The sequence below is a fragment of the Acetobacter papayae JCM 25143 genome (assembly GCF_000613285.1).
GTDB lineage: Bacteria > Pseudomonadota > Alphaproteobacteria > Acetobacterales > Acetobacteraceae > Acetobacter > Acetobacter papayae.
Genome location: NZ_BAIN01000006.1, coordinates 1 through 17,988 on the forward strand (window position 1 = coordinate 1; position 17,988 = coordinate 17,988).

Annotated in this window: 13 protein-coding genes and 6 pseudogenes; 8 read left to right on the forward strand and 11 right to left on the reverse strand. The window is 57.6% G+C overall.

Annotation, left to right across the window (positions count from 1 at the left end):
- Nucleotides 1-28: 28 nt before the first annotated feature.
- The 8 genes and pseudogenes from JCM25143_RS16240 to nfsB all read left to right on the forward strand — a co-directional run bounded on the left by JCM25143_RS16240 (nucleotide 29) and on the right by nfsB (nucleotide 7,080).
- Nucleotides 29-765, forward strand: a pseudogene (locus JCM25143_RS16240) (TlyA family RNA methyltransferase).
- A gap of 143 nt (nucleotides 766-908) precedes the next feature.
- Nucleotides 909-1,496 carry a hypothetical protein gene (locus JCM25143_RS02730; RefSeq protein WP_025859943.1) on the forward strand — a complete coding sequence of 196 codons (588 nt, stop codon included), beginning with the start codon at nucleotides 909-911 and terminating at the stop codon, nucleotides 1,494-1,496.
- A gap of 129 nt (nucleotides 1,497-1,625) precedes the next feature.
- Nucleotides 1,626-2,852, forward strand: a complete 1,227-nt coding sequence (gene rlmN, locus JCM25143_RS02735) for a 23S rRNA (adenine(2503)-C(2))-methyltransferase RlmN (protein ID WP_025859944.1) — start codon at nucleotides 1,626-1,628, stop codon at nucleotides 2,850-2,852.
- A gap of 110 nt (nucleotides 2,853-2,962) precedes the next feature.
- The gene (locus tag JCM25143_RS02740; RefSeq protein ID WP_025859945.1) at nucleotides 2,963-4,204 is read left to right on the forward strand and encodes an argininosuccinate synthase; all 1,242 of its coding nucleotides are present in this window, start codon (nucleotides 2,963-2,965) and stop codon (nucleotides 4,202-4,204) included.
- A 92-nt stretch (nucleotides 4,205-4,296) separates the two neighbouring features.
- A pseudogene (locus JCM25143_RS16245) lies at nucleotides 4,297-4,757 on the forward strand (FKBP-type peptidyl-prolyl cis-trans isomerase).
- Nucleotides 4,758-4,825: 68 nt separating this feature from the next.
- The gene (locus JCM25143_RS02750) at nucleotides 4,826-5,284 is read left to right on the forward strand and encodes a c-type cytochrome (protein WP_148299987.1); all 459 of its coding nucleotides are present in this window, start codon (nucleotides 4,826-4,828) and stop codon (nucleotides 5,282-5,284) included.
- Nucleotides 5,285-5,322: 38 nt separating this feature from the next.
- A complete protein-coding gene (trpS, locus tag JCM25143_RS02755) occupies nucleotides 5,323-6,318 on the forward strand; it encodes a tryptophan--tRNA ligase (protein ID WP_025859947.1) in 996 nt (331 codons plus the stop codon).
- Between the two features lie 111 nt (nucleotides 6,319-6,429).
- Entirely contained in the window at nucleotides 6,430-7,080 is a 651-nt protein-coding gene (nfsB, locus tag JCM25143_RS02760) for an oxygen-insensitive NAD(P)H nitroreductase (RefSeq protein ID WP_025859948.1), read from the forward strand.
- A gap of 55 nt (nucleotides 7,081-7,135) precedes the next feature.
- Here nfsB and JCM25143_RS02765 read toward each other — a convergent pair whose 3' ends face one another.
- From JCM25143_RS02765 to JCM25143_RS16265, 11 genes and pseudogenes are all read right to left on the reverse strand, one after another.
- Complete coding sequence (locus tag JCM25143_RS02765; RefSeq protein ID WP_025859949.1) at nucleotides 7,136-7,399, reverse strand: DksA/TraR family C4-type zinc finger protein; 264 nt, start codon at nucleotides 7,397-7,399, stop codon at nucleotides 7,136-7,138.
- 157 nt (nucleotides 7,400-7,556) lie between these two features.
- Entirely contained in the window at nucleotides 7,557-9,338 is a 1,782-nt protein-coding gene (locus JCM25143_RS02770; RefSeq protein ID WP_025859950.1) for an AMP-binding protein, read from the reverse strand.
- A 20-nt stretch (nucleotides 9,339-9,358) separates the two neighbouring features.
- Nucleotides 9,359-10,606: an MSMEG_0569 family flavin-dependent oxidoreductase gene (locus tag JCM25143_RS02775; RefSeq protein WP_025859951.1), complete on the reverse strand. Its 1,248-nt coding sequence runs from the start codon at nucleotides 10,604-10,606 to the stop codon at nucleotides 9,359-9,361.
- A gap of 16 nt (nucleotides 10,607-10,622) precedes the next feature.
- Nucleotides 10,623-10,910, reverse strand: coding sequence for an MSMEG_0570 family nitrogen starvation response protein (locus JCM25143_RS02780; RefSeq protein WP_025859952.1), 288 nt, complete (start codon nucleotides 10,908-10,910; stop codon nucleotides 10,623-10,625).
- Nucleotides 10,898-12,074, reverse strand: a pseudogene (locus tag JCM25143_RS16250) (MSMEG_0565 family glycosyltransferase). Before JCM25143_RS16250 ends, JCM25143_RS02780 begins: the two are co-directional and overlap by 13 nt.
- A complete protein-coding gene (locus JCM25143_RS02790) occupies nucleotides 12,071-13,045 on the reverse strand; it encodes a sll0787 family AIR synthase-like protein (RefSeq protein WP_025859953.1) in 975 nt (324 codons plus the stop codon). The pseudogene JCM25143_RS16250 and the gene JCM25143_RS02790 overlap by 4 nt, the downstream one beginning before the upstream one ends.
- Nucleotides 13,042-13,596, reverse strand: coding sequence for an MSMEG_0567/Sll0786 family nitrogen starvation N-acetyltransferase (locus JCM25143_RS02795; protein WP_051542810.1), 555 nt, complete (start codon nucleotides 13,594-13,596; stop codon nucleotides 13,042-13,044). Before JCM25143_RS02795 ends, JCM25143_RS02790 begins: the two co-directional genes overlap by 4 nt.
- A 6-nt stretch (nucleotides 13,597-13,602) precedes the next feature.
- Nucleotides 13,603-14,709, reverse strand: a pseudogene (locus tag JCM25143_RS16255) (MSMEG_0568 family radical SAM protein).
- Nucleotides 14,706-15,668 (reverse strand): annotated as a pseudogene (locus JCM25143_RS16260) (Nit6803 family nitrilase). The pseudogenes JCM25143_RS16255 and JCM25143_RS16260 overlap by 4 nt, the downstream one beginning before the upstream one ends.
- Nucleotides 15,669-15,693: 25 nt before the next feature.
- Nucleotides 15,694-16,176 (reverse strand): MSMEG_0572/Sll0783 family nitrogen starvation response protein, encoded by a 483-nt coding sequence (locus tag JCM25143_RS02810; RefSeq protein WP_025859955.1) that lies wholly within the window; start codon nucleotides 16,174-16,176, stop codon nucleotides 15,694-15,696.
- A 339-nt stretch (nucleotides 16,177-16,515) separates the two neighbouring features.
- A pseudogene (locus tag JCM25143_RS16265) lies at nucleotides 16,516-17,917 on the reverse strand (aminotransferase-like domain-containing protein).
- Nucleotides 17,918-17,988 lie beyond the last annotated feature (71 nt).

Below are 17,988 nucleotides of genomic sequence, written 5' to 3' on the forward strand. Positions count from 1 at the left end.
CAGCATGACCGAACAGACGGCCTAAGATATGGCGCGGCGTCGGGCTGATCAGCTCCTAGTTGACCGGGGGCAGGTCGAAAGCCGCAGTAAGGCACAGGCCCTGATTATGGCAGGGCTTGTGTTCTCGGGGGAAAAGCGGATTGCCAAGGCGGGCGATCAGATTGCCGAGGAAACTCCGCTTGAAGTTCGTGGGCAGCCGCATCCATGGGTCTCACGCGGCGGTTGCAAGCTTGATCACGCTCTTGCCCATTTTAACCTCTCCCCGCAGGGGCTGACAGGGCTTGATGTCGGAGCGTCTACGGGCGGATTTACCGATGTGCTCCTGACCAACGGCGCGGAAAAGGTTTACGCCGTAGATGTGGGGCATGGGCAGCTTGCATGGAAACTCCGGGCGGACCCTCGGGTGGTCGTTCTGGAAAAGTGCAATGCGCGACATCTCGACGAAACACTCATTCCGCAGCCGCCGCAGGCTATTGTCTGTGATGCTAGTTTTATTGGGCTGAGAACCGTGCTGCCGGCTGCACTTGCTCTGGCAGCGCCGGATGCATGGGCGGTGGCCCTTATCAAACCCCAGTTTGAAGCAGGGCGTGAGCATGTGGGCGCCAAGGGCGTGGTGCGTGATCCTGCCGTGCATGACGCCGTGTGCGCATGATAACAGAATGGTGGAGCGCCCTGCCCGGCTGGACTGTTCTGGGGGTTGAGGCAAGCCCGATCACGGGACCGGAAGGAAACCGTGAGTTTCTGATTGCCGCGCGCCGGGTCTGACGCGCGAGCGTTTCGATAGCGTTTCAAGCATTAAATTATTATTTCAGGTTTGCGCGCGTCTTTTGCATGGCAGCCACCTGTTTTTTTGTGTCAAACTCCTGAGAGGTCACAAACCTGTAACACTTGAAAGGGAGCAACGCATCATGCGCAAACTCGCAGCCTTGTTTGGCACAGCCTGTCTTATTGGTGCGACCGGTATCGCGCATGCGGGTCCCGTTGCTTCCTCACCCGCGATCAGCCAGCCACGCCTGCATGAGTCCGGTGTTGGCCTTCTTAGCCGTTACGAACATGACGGTCTGGTGCTGGCGGATAACGTTCAGGCTGGTTCGCTGACCATTCAAGCTGACCCGGCGGCCATTCAGGTCATGTCCGGCGAGGAAAGCAACCGCTATCGTCTGGCGTTGAAGGATATTCTTTCCGCCGCCGCGACATATGCCTATCTGTATTTTGGTCAGCATCCCGAAAAAGCGACTCTTGTTGTTACGGCAGATGTCCAGCGTGACGGTTTCAGCCATGCTAGCGCTTCCGCCGGTGCACAAGACAATGCAGGCCCGGCGCTGACCATGGAAATTGCCCGCCCGTCTTTCCCTATTTCGGCTGATTCCCGGCCTGATGCCTATTCGGCCCAGACCATTGGCATGATCCTTGACCAGATTGACACGGGCAAGGTGAGCATGGCGCCGTGGTTGCGTTCAGCTCTGAAAAAACAGGCAGCGCTGCCACGTCAGTAAAATGACAGGCCGGCGACGCAGGTAACAGGAAAAAGCCCATAAAAACCGATTATTGAAAGAGGCTGGTATCTGCCAGCCTCTTTTTTTGTTATAAGAACGGCCTTCTTCTCCAGCAACGCAGCCTGTCTTATGTCCTCTTTTACTTCGTCCTCCCCTTCCCTCACGGCGGATGCGCATGCCGTAGCGCTCATGGATGAGCGTGAACGCGCGCGTATTCTGGCCAAGGCTGCGCTTTTCAGTCCGCCATCTGCAACATTGCCGGATGGCCGTCGTGATCTTGTTGGTCTCTCGCGCGAAGAGATCACGGATATTCTGGTCGAAATTGGTGAAAAACCTTTTCGAACCAAACAGTTATGGCACTGGATTTACCATCAGGGCGTAACGGATTTTTCTCTGATGAGTTCGATCGCCAAGCCGTTGCAGCAAAAGCTGGCCGAGCGTTTCATTATCGGACGGCCCGAACCGGCTACGGTGCAGACCTCATCAGATGAAACCCGGAAATTTCTTTTCCGCTTCCGTGACGGGCAGGAGGCGGAAACCGTCTATATTCCTGACCGCAGGGAGGACCGGGGCGCTGTCTGTATTTCATCGCAGGTGGGTTGCACCCTTTCATGCACCTTCTGCCATACCGGTACCCAGAAGCTGGTGCGTAACCTTGGGGCTGCGGAAATTGTCAGCCAGTTCATGGCCGCCCGTGATTCTTATGCGGAATGGCCCAGCCCCAGAGGGGAAACCCCGCGCCTGCTGTCCACCATCGTGCTGATGGGCATGGGGGAGCCGCTCTATAATTATGAGAATGTGGCCAAGGCCATGAAAATCATTATGGATGGCGAGGGTATCGGGCTTTCACGTCGCCGTATTACCCTTTCGACATCCGGTGTCGTGCCGCTGATGGATCGGTGCGGGGAAGAGCTTGGCATTAATCTGGCGGTTTCGCTCCACGCTGTGCGGAACGACCTGCGAGACCAGATTGTGCCCCTTAACCGTAAATACCCGATTGAGGAAGTTCTGGCCGCCTGCCGTCGTTACCCGGCGGCGAGCAACGCGCGACGCATCACGTTTGAATACATCATGCTGCGTGATGTTAATGACAGCGATGCGGATGCGCGGGAACTGGTCCGGCTGATTTCGGGTATTCCTGCAAAGGTCAACCTTATTCCCTTTAACCCATGGCCGGGCAGCGACTATCGTCCATCCACCCGGGAGCGGCAGGCCAGATTTGCGGAAATCGTGATGAATGCGGGATTTGCATCCCCCATTCGCACGCCCAGAGGTCGCGATATTCTGGCGGCCTGCGGGCAGCTTAAAACCGCCAGCGAACGCGCCCGGGCGGGACAGGCACCGGCTGACGAGTAATTTTTGCATCGATACAGACCATATGCGCACAAAGCAGACTGGTTTGATGGTTGCCTCGGTGATAGGAGAGAGGCAACCAGTTGTTGAGCGTGTTTCAGGAGCACAGTTGTATGGGCATGACTTCCGCCAAAAAAGACGTCAAGAAAGTTGTACTTGCCTATTCAGGCGGGCTTGATACGTCTGTTATCCTGCGCTGGCTGCAGAAGACCTACCAGTGCGAAGTCGTGACATTTACTGCCGACCTTGGCCAGGGCGAAGAACTGGAACCCGCACGCAAAAAGGCGGAGCTGTTCGGCGTAAAGGAAATTTTTGTCGAAGACCTGCGCGAGACCTTCGTCAAGGACTTCGTTTTCCCGATGTTCCGCGCCAATACGCTTTATGAAGGGCAGTATCTGCTGGGCACCTCTATTGCCCGTCCGCTGATCGCCCAGAGGCAGATCGAGATTGCCGAGGCGGTTGGGGCCGATGCCGTGGCCCATGGTGCCACCGGCAAGGGCAATGATCAGGTTCGTTTCGAACTGGCTTACTATGCCCTCAAGCCCGATATCACCGTTGTGGCTCCGTGGCGTGAATGGGATCTGACATCGCGTACCCGCCTGCTATCCTTTGCCGAGGAAAACCAGATTCCGATTGCCAAGGACAAGCGCGGCGAAGCCCCGTTCTCGGTTGATGCCAATCTGCTGCATTCGTCCTCCGAAGGCAAAATGCTGGAAGACCCGGCGATCGGCCCGGAAGAAATCGTGTTCCAGCGCACGATCTCTCCTGAATCTGCCCCCGATAAGGCAACGGAAATCACCATTGATTTCGTCAGCGGTGATCCGGTTGCCATCAATGGCGTGGCCATGTCTCCTGCAACCCTACTGACCGAGCTGAACAGGCTGGGCAAGGAAAACGGCATTGGCCGCCTTGATCTGGTGGAAAACCGCTTTGTAGGCATGAAGTCACGCGGCATTTACGAAACACCCGGTGGCACCATCCTGCTGACGGCGCATCGTAGCATCGAGTCCATTACGCTTGACCGTGAAGCCATGCACCTCAAAGACAGTCTGATGCCGCGTTATGCGTCCATCATCTATAACGGGCTGTGGTTCTCGCCGGAACGGCGGATGCTTCAGGCACTGATCGATGCTTCTCAGCACTCCGTGACTGGCCGTGTGCGGCTGAAGCTGTACAAGGGGAATGTGATCTGCGTTGGCCGCGAAAGCCCCAACAGCCTGTATGATACGCGTGTCGTGACCTTTGAGGACGATGAAGGCGCGTATAATCAGGAAGATGCACAGGGCTTTATCAAGCTCAACGCCCTGCGCCTGCGCCTGGGTGCCCAGATCGGCCGCAAGGGTGGAACGCTGTAAGCCTGCGTTTTACCCGACCAGACCTTTTAAAAGGAGCCTGAACGAACATGGTCCGTCATTTTCTGTCAAAATCTGGAACTCTTGCCGCTGTCATGGCGGCCTCTCTCGCGCTGACAGGCTGCGGGGCGCACAAGGATTCAGATGAAGATCTGACACCCACCCAGCAGATGGCCAAGCTTGTAGCCGAGCCGGGTGTGGTGAAGCTGAAAGACGGACTGGCTTACAAGGTTCTGGAATCAGGCCCCAAAAATGGCGAGCAGCCCAAGCTGGGCGATGTCATGATGCTGATCTATGAAGCCGACTGCCTGATGGGTCCATTTTTGACAGCTCCGAACAGCACGGCAACGGCGCTTATATGCAGATGCCGCTGAATGGTCTGGTCAAAGGCTGGATGGAGGCGCTGCCGCTCATGCATGTGGGTGATAGCTGGATGCTGTATGTGCCGCCGGAGCTGGGTTATGGCCATAAGGCCATGGGCGTTATTCCTTCCGATAGCCCGCTTATTTTCCGTATCCAGTTGCTGGGTGTTGAACATACCCATGCAATGCCCTGATCAGGCACAGGCGCGTATGGGGGCCCTTTTTTCAGAAAAGGCCCCCATTTGCGTTTGATGGTGCAGAGATGCGCATGATGCGTCGGGGAATTATGACGGTGGCGGCAGTTCTGCTGCTCGCGGGATGCTCTCCAAAAAGTCCCAAATCACTTTACGGCAATAATTGCGGCATCTGCCACCATGGTGGTGATGGCATGCCGGGTTCCGTGCCGCCTCTTGTCGGGCGTATAGACAAGATAGCCGCAACGCCTGAAGGGCGGCATTATCTGGCGGATGTGCTCATGCACGGTGTCAGCGGCAGGATCATGGCCAATGGCCAGCCCTATAATGCCGAAATGCCCCCTTTTCGCTACCTGAAGGATGAGGATGTAGCCAGTATCCTGACATGGCTTTCCGCCCGGGGCGGGAGAGAGAATGCCCCTGCCATCAGCCCATCGGATATTGCTGCGGCGCGTGCCGCTGCCAAGTCCGCAGGACAGGTGGCGGATGAACGCGATGCTCTGAACCGTCAGCACCCCATTCCCTGAAATTTTGTATAACGTCACTACGGATAGCAGTTACTCTCATGCAGCGTATTTTTTCCGGTATCCAGCCTTCAGGCGTGCCCCAGCTAGGTAACTATCTCGGGGCCATTCGTAACTGGGTAAGCCTGCAGGCAGATCACGAGTGTATTTTCTGCCTTGTGGACATGCACGCCATTACGACATGGCAGGCACCGGAAGAACTGCGCCGTCATACGCTGACACAGGCTGCCATTCTGCTCGCTTCAGGCATTGATGCCTCCAAGCATATCCTGTTCAACCAGTCTGCTGTGTCGGCTCATGCCCGGCTGGCGTGGATTTTTAACTGCGTTACCCGTCTTGGCTGGCTCAACCGTATGACCCAGTTCAAGGACAAGGCTGGCAAGGACCGGGAAAATCATTCATCCGGGCTGTACGTGTATCCTAACCTGATGGCGGCAGATATTCTGGCCTACAAGGCAACTCGTGTCCCCGTGGGTGAAGACCAGAAGCAGCATCTGGAACTGGCGAACGATATCGCGCAGAAGTTCAACCACGATTACGGGGTTGAGTTTTTCCCGCAGGTTGAGGCCCTTATTCCGACAGCCGCTGCCCGGGTCATGAGCCTGCGCGATGGCACCAAGAAAATGTCCAAGTCGGACCCATCTGCCCAGAGCCGTATCGAGCTGACGGATGATGCAGATACCATCGCCCTGAAAATCCGCCGTGCCAAAACCGATACGGAAGTGCTGCCAGCGGAACCGGAAGGCCTTGCAGATAGACCTGAAGCCCGCAACCTTGTCGCCATCTATGCAGCGCTGGCGGATATGAGTGCCCAGCAGGTACTCGACCAGCATCAGGGGCAGGGTTTTGGTCCGTTTAAAGCGGCGCTGACAGAGGTTGTGGTGCAGGCCATTGCTCCTATCGGTGCGGAAACGACCCGCCTGCTTGGTGATGAAACGCATCTGCTGAACACCCTGCGTCTGGGTGCGCAGCGGGCTCAGGCCATTGCGGAACCGATTGTCAGCGAAGCGGAAAAGCTTGTGGGTTTTTTAAAATAGCCTGACCGCCCTGCCCCGTTAAAGTCGGGAGGCTGCCAGACGCTTGACCGGGAGGCTGAAACTTCCCATCCTGCCGTGCAGTTTTTCGTTATGTTTTTACGGGGCAGAACAATGGATCTGATCAAAGTTCTCGAAACGCGGTACACAACCAAGGCCTATGATCCGAGCCGCACGCTGTCGGATGAAACGGTAACCCAGCTACTGGCTTCGTTGCGTTACAGCCCTTCCTCAGTTAATTCGCAGCCATGGCATTTTATCGTGGCGGATACGGCAGAAGGTAAGGAACGCCTGGCCAAGGCACTCACCGGGCCGTTCAGCTATAATGCGCCCAAAGTGCGCGATGCCTCTCATGTTGTGGTGCTGTGTGCGCGTGACACGCTTGAACCCGCCTATCTGGATACCCTGCTGGCGCAGGAAGATGCCGATGGCCGTTTCGCTAATGAGCAGGCGCGTGATGCGCAGGGCAAGACCCGCTCAGGCTATGTCAATCTGCATGAGCAGGCTGGAGATGTCCCCCAGTGGGCGGAAAAACAGACCTATATTGCGCAGGGCTTCCTGCTTCTGGCTGCCGGTCTGCTAGGTGTGGATGCAACGCCGATGGAAGGGTTTGATGCTGCAGCTCTGTCGGAAGAATTCAACCTCAAAGCTCAGAACCTGACGCCTGTGGTGCTGGTCTCGCTTGGTTATCATGCGGAGAGCGATTTCAACGCCAAGCTGCCGAAGTCACGCCTTAAGGCTGATGTCGTGTTTTCACGCGCCTGAGGGGTAAGCCTCAACTAATGGTATCACCCGCTTGTAACAGGCGGGTGATACCCATTTAACGAAGCTGACTATCCTTGCTGCCACGCCGGTTGATGGCGGAGAAACGTGGCTGTTTATCCCGCTCTGTCTGGCAGTCTATGCACAGTTTGACGCCGGGTAGCGCCTTGGCCCGTGCGGGGGGAATATCTTCACCACATTCACGGCAATGGGGTTCGCTTTCACCCTGTGGGATATGAGCTCGAGCCCGCTTGACCGCATCGGCAACCGTATCGTCAATCTGATCCTGCACCGCACTATCCGGTGCCCAGCCACTGGCCATGCTGATGCCTCTTTATGCTGCCTCAGTTCTGATTTGAACACTGTACGCTAGCATAGGCTCTGCCTTCTCGCTTTTGTCGATCCGACTCGGGGATGCGCAAACACGAAAAGCAGAAGCAGGCTCGGCGATAGCGTTTTTTGGCAGGAAACGTGAGCAGTCAGAGGCTCTGTGCGGTGGCAAGGGCCTTACGGGTTATTTTGCCTGATTTGGTGGTGGGCAGTGCTTCGACAAAATGAATGTCGCGTAGGCCAGTCCACCGGCCGAGCGTTTTATTGACCTCTGTTATGAGGTCATCCGCTGTGGGGGGCGTGTCTGCACCAGTGTCGATCACGACATAGGCCACCGGGCGTTGCCCCCTGAGTGTATCGGCAACGGCTACAACGGCGCAGCTATGAACTGCCGGATGAATCGCGATGATTTTTTCGATCTGGATGCCCGAGATCCGTCTGCCTGAAACCTTGATGACATCGTCAGAGCGCCCAAGCATCCGCACGGCGTGATCCGTGTCGATCATGCCTTCGTCAAAGCTGCGATAGTATTGCCCGGTGTCGTCCAGATACAGGTCCGGTGCATGGATTGAGTGCTCACGCCACACTCCTGCCAGACAGCCGGGTGGCAGCGGCAGTGCGAGCATGATCTCGCCACAGGGTTCGCCCGGTAGTGCTGGTGCAATAACGGGACGAAAACCCGGTGCAGGACGGCCGATCTCGTTTGCAAGGTTGGTTGGCTCAGGCTCGTGCAGGCCGAAAAAGTGAGCGGTGATGCTCCACCCGGTTTCCGTCTGCCACCAGTGATTGACAACGGGCCGCTGAAAATATGACCGCGCCCAGTCGAGCAATGTCGGGTCCGCATATTCCCCGGCAACAAAAATACGGGCCAGTGTGGGTGGTGCCGGTGGGCAGATATGGCGGCTTTCCTGCCGTATCAGGCGCATTTGTGTGGGGGTGGTAAACAGGCATGTTACGGCATGCTCCGCACAGAGTGTGCGGATGGTGGAGGCCGAGGCCGAACCTTCCACTATGACACTGGTGCAGCCACTAATGAGGGGGGCGTAAACACCATAGGAATGGCCGACAACCCAGCCGAGATCCGATGTCGTGAAAAACGTATCACCCGGCTGGCAGCCGTAAACAAGCTCCATGGACAGGGCGAGTGCTACGGCATGCCCTCCATTGTCTCTTACAATGCCTTTGGCTTTTCCTGTCGTGCCGGATGTGTGGAGAATATAGAGCGGGTCTTCTGCCATTACGGGAACAGGTGGCACAGGGGCAGCCAGTTCCAGTGTATGGAAATCGTAGTCGCGTCCGGCCATCAGTCTGGTCGGGCATGCCGCCCGCTGCACAATGATGCAGGCCTGTGCTGTATGCGTAGCCCTTGCAAGAGCCTCCTGCAGAGCGGGTGTGGACGAAATGGCTGTGCGGCCCTGAAAGCTGCAACTGGCGGTGATGATGACTTTGGGGGCTACATCGTCAATCCGTGCGGCTAGTTCAGGTCCGGCATATCCGGCAAAAACTACGACATGCACAGCACCCAGCCGGGCGCAGGCCAGCATGGCTATGGCGGTTTCAATCATTGTAGGCATGGAAATCAGGACACGATCTCCCTTCCCTACCCCTAGAGCGCGCAGGCCCCCGGCAAATCCGGCCACCCTGCCCTGCAACGCCTCGTAAGTTATGCTTTGCTGTTCCTTTGTGGCGCAGGAATGCCAGACAAGAGCGGTCTGGTCTGCGCGGCCATTTTCAACATGGCGGTCTAGCGCATTATGACAGGTGTTGAGAGTAGCACCAGTAAACCAGTCGTACCATCCATCCTTCCGCACGCGGCATGCCGTGGCGGGGGGCTGCTTCCATGTAATGCGCTGTGCGGCTTCCAGCCAGAATGTCTCAGGCTGGGTTAGGGCTGCCGCGGTCATTGCTTCGTATGTTGTCCATGGAAGCATGGTTTTTGCTCCGTCTGGTTTCAGGCTACAGGGATATTGTGGCCTGTGATCTGGCTGGTCAGCCACGCGGCATCACGAGAGATGCCGGAAAACCGACCAGACCCCCATGTGTGCAGCCATGGCAGGCCAAGGAAGTAAAAGCCCGGCGCATTCGTAACGCCACGTTGCCACAGCGGTTTGCCCGCACCGTTGAAAACCGGCACGTCAATCCAGCGATAATTGGGACGGAACCCAATGCACCAGACAATGGAGGTAATACCGGCGGCTTTCAGGTCGAGCGGTGTGTTCTGTCCATCAGGTGTCCATACGGGTGTGTAAGGGGCTTCCGTAGGCGCGCTGATTCCTTTTCGGGCGATATAGGCATCGATAGACTGCTTGATGTCGGCATTGGTTTTGTCCGCATCATCAAGGTTTTCTTTTAAATCGGGCAGGAAATGCGCCACGTCATCGCGGATGGTCTCAAGCGTGCCGTGCAGCCCGACACCTTCACTGGCGAAAAGGCGCAGGTCAAGGTCATGCCCGCCATTACGGCCTGTGACGTAATGGTTGGTTTTGTCACGTGCACCATCGCGTAGCGGGTGATTATCGACTGTGAGATCATAGAAATGCATGTCCGCCAGCCAGTCCACAACATCCCGCCCGCGGTAGAAGCGCGAAACACGGGGGGCTGAGCCAACGCATAGATGGGTTTTACGCTTTTCAATAAACAGGTCTTCAACAATCTGGGCGCCTGACTGGCCGCTTCCCACTACCAGAACGGCGCCTTCGGGCAACTGGGCCGCGTTGCGGTAATCCTGCGAATGCACCTGCATAATGGAGGGGTCGATTGCACTGGCGTAACCGGGAATGACAGCGTCATGATATGCACCGGATGCGATAACCACATGGCGTGCATGCCAGATTTCATTATTGGCTACCACCCGATACCCACCGTTTTCATGCCGTGTAATGGATGTAACCGGTGTGTGCTCACGCAAGGGTGGAGTAAAGGAATTCACAAAGCCTTTTACATAATCGATAATTTCCTGCTTCACCATAAAGCCGTGCGGGTCTTTGCCCTTATAGGGGTGCCCGGGCAGTGCGCATTGCCAGTTAGGGGTAACAAGGCAGAAATTGTCCCAGCGTTCATCATCCCATGAATGGCAGGCTGTGCTGGCTTCAAAAACAATATGCTCGATATTTTCGCGGCAGAGATACCAGCTCATGGAAAGGCCAGCCTGACCACCGCCGACGATAATAACGGGAATGCTTTTTTCGTTCGATGTCATGGTACTATTCCGTTTTTCAGGATCTGAAAGACAGGACGCTTACTGTGGCGTCGGGTCGCTCGAGAAAGGGGGCGCAGCTCTGGCGTATGCTCTGTAACTGGCCAAGAGCCCGACTGCAGGGGAAGCCGTAACGGGCACGCACCCGCTCGCTGGCTTCGTTCAGGGCGGTTTCCGCTTTATTCAGGAAGGTGCTGACCGGGTAAGCCTGCCCCGGAACAAAGTGCTCCTGAATAACCAGCGAGGGGGAGTAACAATCCGCCTCCGTGCCGTCTGGCCAGCGCACGCGAAAGATCATTTCGGGCATGAGTGCAAATCTCCGAAAGCACGGGCGTCAATGCCGGACAGGGCCGCCAGACGCCGGTAAGCTGGAAGGTGGCGACGGGCGACACTGCGCCAGTCGAAGCGGCGGGCCGTAACGGGGCCTGCCGCCAGAAAATGTGTGCGGCTTTCCGGGCTCAGGGCTTCACGGAGTGCCTGCAACAGGCTGTGCGGCTGACCCGGGTTGCACCACAGCACATCAGAGCCGGATAGATGCTCGGTGAAAGGCGGCGCATTGGGCACGATAACGGGCGTGCCACAGGCCAGAGCCTCCAGCGGACATAGTCCGAACCCTTCAACGGCGGATGGATAGGCCAGTACGGCTGCCTGCCGGTAAAAAGCCGGCATGTCCTCATCCGCTACGGGGCCGGTTACGCTCACATGATCAGCCAGCCCGCTGGCCCGCAGACGGGCCTCGAATGCGGTCCGGCTGGCGGAATGGTCCAGAAGTGAGGCCCCGCCCGCCACGACCAGATAAAGGTCCGGCTGCTCCTGACAGAGAGCCAGAAACATCTCCAGTAGCAGCAGGGTATTCTTGCGGTGCTCGATCCCCCTACGGACAGGATCAGGCGTCTGTCAGCGGGCAGATGATAGCGCACCCGCAAGGCGGAATCCTGCTTATCGGGGTGGGGAGAAAACTTTGCGGGATCGACGCCATTGCCGACAACCGGGGCCGTCCGCCCATGTCTGTCCTGCAGAATGTTTTTCCACAGAGAACTGACGCTCAGCAGTTCGGTGGCGGCCATGAAGCCACGTTCCTGCCTTGCCGCCAGTTCGGGGTGATCAAAGCTGTCGAGATGGTGCACAGTACGGGCAAAGCCCGTTATCCTGCCTTCTTGTACCAGATCTGCCAGGGCATTGGCGCTGATGGGGTCCTGTGCGTGGAGCACATCAAAGGAATGGGAGCGCACAGCTTGCCGTATCTCGCCCACACGCTGCGTAACCAGAGCCGGCAGGCTCTGCGCGCCGCGCGCTGGAATGCACCATACCGGGCAGCGTGGTGTGCGGAAAAACCCCGCCCCGGTTTCATCAGGGGCAATCAGGGTTGCGTTGTACCCTTCTGCACACAGGGTTTCGGCCAGTGCATGGCATGCACAACCCCACCGCGCGGATTGGTGGAATGCGTCAGAATGCCAATAGATATACTCATGGCGCACATCCCATGAGCGGTGTTGTGGCGAGATCCCAGAAGGTTTCCTGTGTTCCGTTCCAGAGGACATCGAGCCGTTTTGTATCATCGCACTGGCCGATTATGGATGCTGCTATGCCACGAGCCTGAAAACGGGTGAGTATGGCCTGTGCATCGTCCGGCCGGGCGGTCAGCAGATAGCCATAGCTGGGAAAAGCCGAGAGCCAGCGCTCCATGGGGGCGTTATCCGGCCGGGGAATGTCCTCAAGCGTGATACGCATGCCGATTGCAGAACATTCCGCCAGCATGAGGGCGGTGCCCAGTAGCCCCGCCATGCTGATATCCTTGGCGGCGCGGCTTAGTCCTGCTTCGGCAATATCTGGCAGCAGTTCCAGATCACCCCTTAACCGTTCAGCTTCTCCGGCGGTGTAAAGAGCCGAACTGGCATCCCAGAAAGGATGCGGGTCATGCCACCGGCCCCGCAGGTCAATAGCGGCAATCAGCACCTCACCCGCACGGGCGTCAAAGCTGCTCAGCAGGGCATTTGCCCGCCCGAGAATGGCTACGGAAAGCGAGTTATGGGTGCTGCGCATATTGGTGTGCCCACCCACCACCGGCACGCTATAGGCGCGTGCGCCATCATGCAGGCCGGTGAGAATGGCGGCGGCGATATCACTCTCATCGCTCCATAGGGCGTCTGTTACAGCAACGGGCCTGCCCCCCATGGCGGCAATATCGCTGGCATTGACCATAACGCCGCAATACCCGGCAAACCACGGCATGGCGCGCACGAAACTGTCCTGAAAGCCTTCGCTGGCAAAAAGCAGGTAGCCATCGCCATCGGGAATGGCGGCGCAGTCATCTCCCAGTCGGGAGGGACCGCGCACGTCAGAGCCAAGAATACTCATGGCCTTTGCAATATCCTGCTTGGCCCCCAGAGCAGGCCCTTCGCGCAGGGTGTGGAGCAGGTTTGCCAGAGTGCTGGCCATTATGCTGCCTCCCGGTTGCGCGGCTGTGGCCGTAGCAGCCATGTCTGGTCACGCCCATGGGCTGGATAGCGTGAAAGATCCGCCTGCATGTCATGGTGGGGGCGACCATGGAGGGTAATGGCTCCAAGGCTTGTCCAGTAAAGGCGGCGGAAGAACAGCACATTCTGCTCCTGCACTTGCGCAAGAAACCGGGTTGCCCCTAGCCCATGCGCCGTGCAGACCGCCATGCGGATCAGTTCCGCTCCAATGCGCCCGAGTTTGCGGTGTTCGGCATGAACCGCCAGACGGGAGCCGCGCCATAGCCCCGGCTCGGGTTCATGAATACGCACGGCCCCTACAACCCTGTCCGGCATGCCAGCTACGCAGCAGGCTGCGATGATGGGGATGGCGGTTTCGTCAATCGCATCACGGTCATGGCCGGAAAACACCCCCTGCTCCGTGCAGAAGACCTCACGCCGCAGGGTATGATAGCCTGCGCGTTCCCACGGGGTGCGCGCGAGGCGGATGACATATTCCATGGGGATGAACGACCGGTTTTCCACGCCTTCAAACATCATGGCTCAGGCCTCATAGGCCGAGAGGGAGGAACAGGCGCCGCACCGGCCGCATCCAGCACGGATATCGGTGGATTTCATGTTTGCGTTGCGTAGCATCTGCCCCAGAGGGGCCAGAACGGATTTCATGAAATCGGCTGAAGGCGGGGTGTGCTGCTCAAGCGGGGTACCGGAAATGGGTACGAACGGCACCACAAAGGATAAACGCCCAGTGTAATCAGTCGCTCGGCCAGATTCAGGATTTCCTCGGCGCTGTCGCCTAGCCCCGCCAGAATGTAGGTATTGACTTGCCCCCGACCGAAAACCGGCACCGCGCTGGCAAAGGCCTCCATATAGCGCTCAACACTGACGGTTGCTTTGCCGGGCATGATTTTTTCGCGCACGGCCTGTGTGGCGGCCTCAAGGTGCATGCCAAGACTATCGGCCCCGGCGTCACGCAGGCGCTCGAACCAGTTGTGGTCGCGCGGAGGTTCGCACTGCACCTGTAATGGCAGGTCTATCGCTGCTTGATGGCGCGGCTGATTCCGCCAGCACGGCGGCACCACGGTCAATGACGTTGGGGGTGCCGGTTGTCAGCACCATGTCACGCACGCCGTCGAGTTCCACTGCGGCCTTTGCGACCTCGGCAAGTTGTGCTGGGGTTTTGTAGGCAATGGTGCGCCCGGCTTCAAGCGACTGACCAATGGCGCAGAACTGGCAGGATGTCCGGCGGTCGGCATAGCGGATACAGGTCTGGTGAACCGTAGTGGCCAGCGTATCGCGGCCATGCAGCAGGGCAATTTTCCAGTAAGGAATGCCATCTGCCGTGCTCCGCCCATAAAAGCGCGGCGCGGCGGGAAAATGGATGGTGCCAAGCCTCTGCCCGTCACGCAGCAGCGTGCTGGCACCACTCTGATCCGGCGGGCTGGCCTGAAAGGGCGAATGCCGTGCCCCGGATGTATAGACCGGCACCATAACCGTATGGCCTGCGATGGTGATGGTCTTATGGTCCGATGGGCCTGCGCCGCCTTTGCGGCCAATGCCGCTGGTATCATCGCCAAGCTGGAGCCCGAACGATTGGAGGTCGGTTACGAGCTTACGGCCAGTATAGGTGCCAAGTGTTGGAATGGTCATGACCCGGCCTCATCCGTGTTGAGCACCGCTTCACCCTCATAACGCACGGTGCGGGCCGGACGTCGGTCATGCAGGAGGCTGAGGAGTTCAGGGCGTGCATAGTGCCCCACGGAATCCATCATGCGCTTGCGTTTGGTAATGAGCGCGAAATCGAGATCCGCAATCACCATGCCCTCGCCTTCCGTAAGCGGTGTGCCGAGCAGCTTGCCTTCGGGCGAGACAATGGCCGTAAAGCAGCCGCCACGCAGGGGGCCTTCAAGAGCCGGGTCACGCGCGATTTCGCTGATCTGCTCTTCCGTAAGCCAACCTGTTGCGTTCACGACAAAGCAACCGGATTCCAGCGCGTGATGGCGGATTGTTACTTCCATCTGATCGGCAAAAATCTGCCAACCAGCGAGCCGGGAAACTGCGCGCAATGAATTTCCTCATGCTGGGTCATCAGCGCATAGCGGGCGAGCGGATTGTAGTGCTCCCAGCAGCTAACGCCCCGATACGGCCTGCGGCGCTATCGACCACCCGCAGCCCTGCCCCATCGCCCTGCCCCCAGACCATGCGTTCATGATAGGTGGGGGTAATTTTGCGGCGGCGGAGCAGAATTTCTCCCGTGGCGTCGAAAATGATCTGTGTATTGTAGAGAGTTCCGAAATCTCGTTCGTTCACTCCCAGCACAACAACCATTCCGGTCTCACGCGCCGCCTCTGCCACCATGTCCGTAACCGGACCGGGTATGACAACAGCGCGTTCGTAAAGCTCGAGATGTTCACCACCGAAGCGAAAAGCAGGCTGGATGAATGAAAAATATGGGTAATACGGAACAAAGGTTTCAGGAAAGACCGCCAGTTGCACGCCTTTTTCAGCGGCGTCACGGATGGTCTGGCAGACTTTCCGGGCAGTACCCAGACCATCGTCACCAAGGACAGGCTGATCTGGATGGCAGCGGCGCGGACTATACGGGACATGCGGGCGGTCCTTCCCGAAGGTTTTTCAGACGGTCCAGGTATCGAGGATAAAGGCATTATCCCGGCGGGCGAGCAGGATCAGGTCCAGCACATCCTGCGGGTTGATGGGGGTAATGCCCGGGATCAGGGATTTTTCGCCGTGGCCATAAAGAGCCTGCAATGCGAAACGACAGGCATAAACCTTGCCGCCTTCTTCAAGTATTTTCATGATCTGCTTGTTGCAGTTCATGTGGCCGGGGAAAGCTTCATCGCCAAGACGGGGAAAACCGCGCTGCACGCCAAGGGTTACACCGGGGCCATAGAGCAGCACCGATGTCTCGAACCCCTTGCGGATCAGGCGCGTGGCCTGCAGCAGATTGACAAAACCGATGGAGCCTTCAAACGCAACCGTATGGAAGGTAATCAGGGCTTTCTCGCCCGGTTTGGCCAGTACGTCTTCAAAGACCTTGTTTTCGTAATCAACGAAGCAATCGCCATCCTGATGGGGCGCATGTTCAATTTTGGGCATGTGCATCTCTCCCGTGTGCCACGGGTTGCGGCGGAAGGCCGCAACGGACCGTGGTGCTGTGGCGACCGTGGCACGGGATGGGAGACGCGTAAAATTTTGTATGACTTACTTTGTGGGTACAAAAACGAACAAATAAATGAAAAAGCTCCCATCGGAAAAAGACAGGAGCATACAAAAATTTTCAATCACTCATACAATCAGGGTTCGTATAGATAACACATTGATTTAAAATGGTTTTATTATCACGTATTCGTGAATATCATGCTGTCTTGTTTTTCTGCCCACCAGAAGCAGTGTCTGAAATCGGCATGTTTGACCGATTCCAGGTGGGGCAAGTCGTCAGACAATATCGGTAAAGCCGGGTGAGCGTTTGTGTTGCAACACGGACAGGACGCCATGCAGAGATTCCTCCAGACTGGCTACATCTGGTGCGCTACCGAGCGCGATACGCGCTCTTTGTGGTGGTTCTCCGCTGATGGTAAAAACCGTACTGGGCACAAGCGCCAGACCCCGGCGGCGGGCATAAGCCACAAAATCCGCACTCCCCCACCAGTCTGGCAGCTTCAGCCATACATGCGGGCCATCGGGGTTCTGGCAATGTCCATCGCCCAGAATCCGGCGGGCGACCGATTGTCTCAGGCGTAATTCTTTCTGAATTCCATGTAGTATGGCCTGTGCTTGCCCTGTCTGCATCCAGCGTGCAGCCAGCGCGCTGAGCAGACCCGCATTCGTAAGGGCCAGAGCCCGGATTGCCGCCGTAACCCGCCGGGTCATGTCCGGGTTGGGCAGAGCGACATAGGCCGTGCGCAGACCGGGACTTAAGGTCTTGGCCAGAGTGGCGATATAGCTTACCCGGCCATGATCAAGAGCGGCCAGTGCAGGAAGTGGGTTTTCCATCAGCAGGCTGTAAGGATCGTCCTCGGCAATGGTGAGGTGATGGTGCTGGGCAACCGCCAGAATATCCTTGCGGCGCTGGAGCGACATGGTGGCTGTTGTGGGGTTGTGAATGGTCGGGATACAATAAAGCAGCCGGGGGTGGTGTTCAGAGCAGACTCGGTCAAGCTGGTCGGGCATCATGCCTTCCGCATCGCTATCTACCCCCACCAGCATAAGGCCGAACTGCGCCGCTATTGTCCGTATGCCGGGATAGGCAATGCGGTCGGTTACGATGATATCTCCCGGCTGGGTGTGCGTGCTGACAATCGCGGCCAGCGCACTCTGCGCCCCCGGAGAGACAAGGATTTCGTCCGTCCGTCTTGGGCCGATAACCGGTTCGATCCACTTTGCGCCAAGCTGCCGTTCCGCAACGGTGCCCCCCGTCACCCGGTAGGACATCAGGCTGTTGAGGTCCTGCTGCTTCAGAATGGTGGCAAGGTCGTTCTGAATAATACGCTGGAGCGGTGGGTCTTGCGGAATGGGCGGTAGATTCATGGTCAGGTCCACCACGGCCGGGCCTGTATGCCGCCAGTGGCTTTCCCCCGCGCCGATGCGGATAAACGTTCCCCGCCCGACCGTGGCATCAATCAGCTCGCCGCCGGGCCTCGGTAAAGGCTCGGGTGACGGTTGTCAGGTTGGTTTCGAGATACTCCGCTATTGTTCTCTGCGGAGGCAGTTTATCCCCTTCCTGCAACACCCCTTTGCGAATGGACAGGGCAAGGGCATCGGCCAGTGTCAGGTAAATAGCATTTGGGCTGCGGTTTATTTCTTCTTTCCACTGCGCCAGATAGGCGTAATCAGCCATGATCGAAATTCCATACATTCTGTCTGTGTGGAGAGGACAATACTCCATACAAACAGAATGTTCATGGATTT

Excerpts from the sequence above, each read along its gene's own strand:
- JCM25143_RS02730 (WP_025859943.1), top strand. The coding sequence starts at position 909 with ATGCGCAAACTCGCAGCCTTGTTTGGCACAGCCTGTCTTATTGGTGCG.
- rlmN (WP_025859944.1), top strand. The coding sequence starts at position 1,626 with ATGTCCTCTTTTACTTCGTCCTCCCCTTCCCTCACGGCGGATGCGCAT.
- JCM25143_RS02740 (WP_025859945.1), top strand. The coding sequence starts at position 2,963 with ATGGGCATGACTTCCGCCAAAAAAGACGTCAAGAAAGTTGTACTTGCC.
- JCM25143_RS02750 (WP_148299987.1), top strand. The coding sequence starts at position 4,826 with ATGCGCATGATGCGTCGGGGAATTATGACGGTGGCGGCAGTTCTGCTG.
- trpS (WP_025859947.1), top strand. The coding sequence starts at position 5,323 with ATGCAGCGTATTTTTTCCGGTATCCAGCCTTCAGGCGTGCCCCAGCTA.
- nfsB (WP_025859948.1), top strand. The coding sequence starts at position 6,430 with ATGGATCTGATCAAAGTTCTCGAAACGCGGTACACAACCAAGGCCTAT.
- JCM25143_RS02765 (WP_025859949.1), bottom strand. The coding sequence starts at position 7,399 with ATGGCCAGTGGCTGGGCACCGGATAGTGCGGTGCAGGATCAGATTGAC.
- JCM25143_RS02770 (WP_025859950.1), bottom strand. The coding sequence starts at position 9,338 with ATGCTTCCATGGACAACATACGAAGCAATGACCGCGGCAGCCCTAACC.
- JCM25143_RS02775 (WP_025859951.1), bottom strand. The coding sequence starts at position 10,606 with ATGACATCGAACGAAAAAAGCATTCCCGTTATTATCGTCGGCGGTGGT.
- JCM25143_RS02780 (WP_025859952.1), bottom strand. The coding sequence starts at position 10,910 with ATGCCCGAAATGATCTTTCGCGTGCGCTGGCCAGACGGCACGGAGGCG.
- JCM25143_RS02795 (WP_051542810.1), bottom strand. The coding sequence starts at position 13,596 with ATGTTTGAAGGCGTGGAAAACCGGTCGTTCATCCCCATGGAATATGTC.
- JCM25143_RS02810 (WP_025859955.1), bottom strand. The coding sequence starts at position 16,176 with ATGCCCAAAATTGAACATGCGCCCCATCAGGATGGCGATTGCTTCGTT.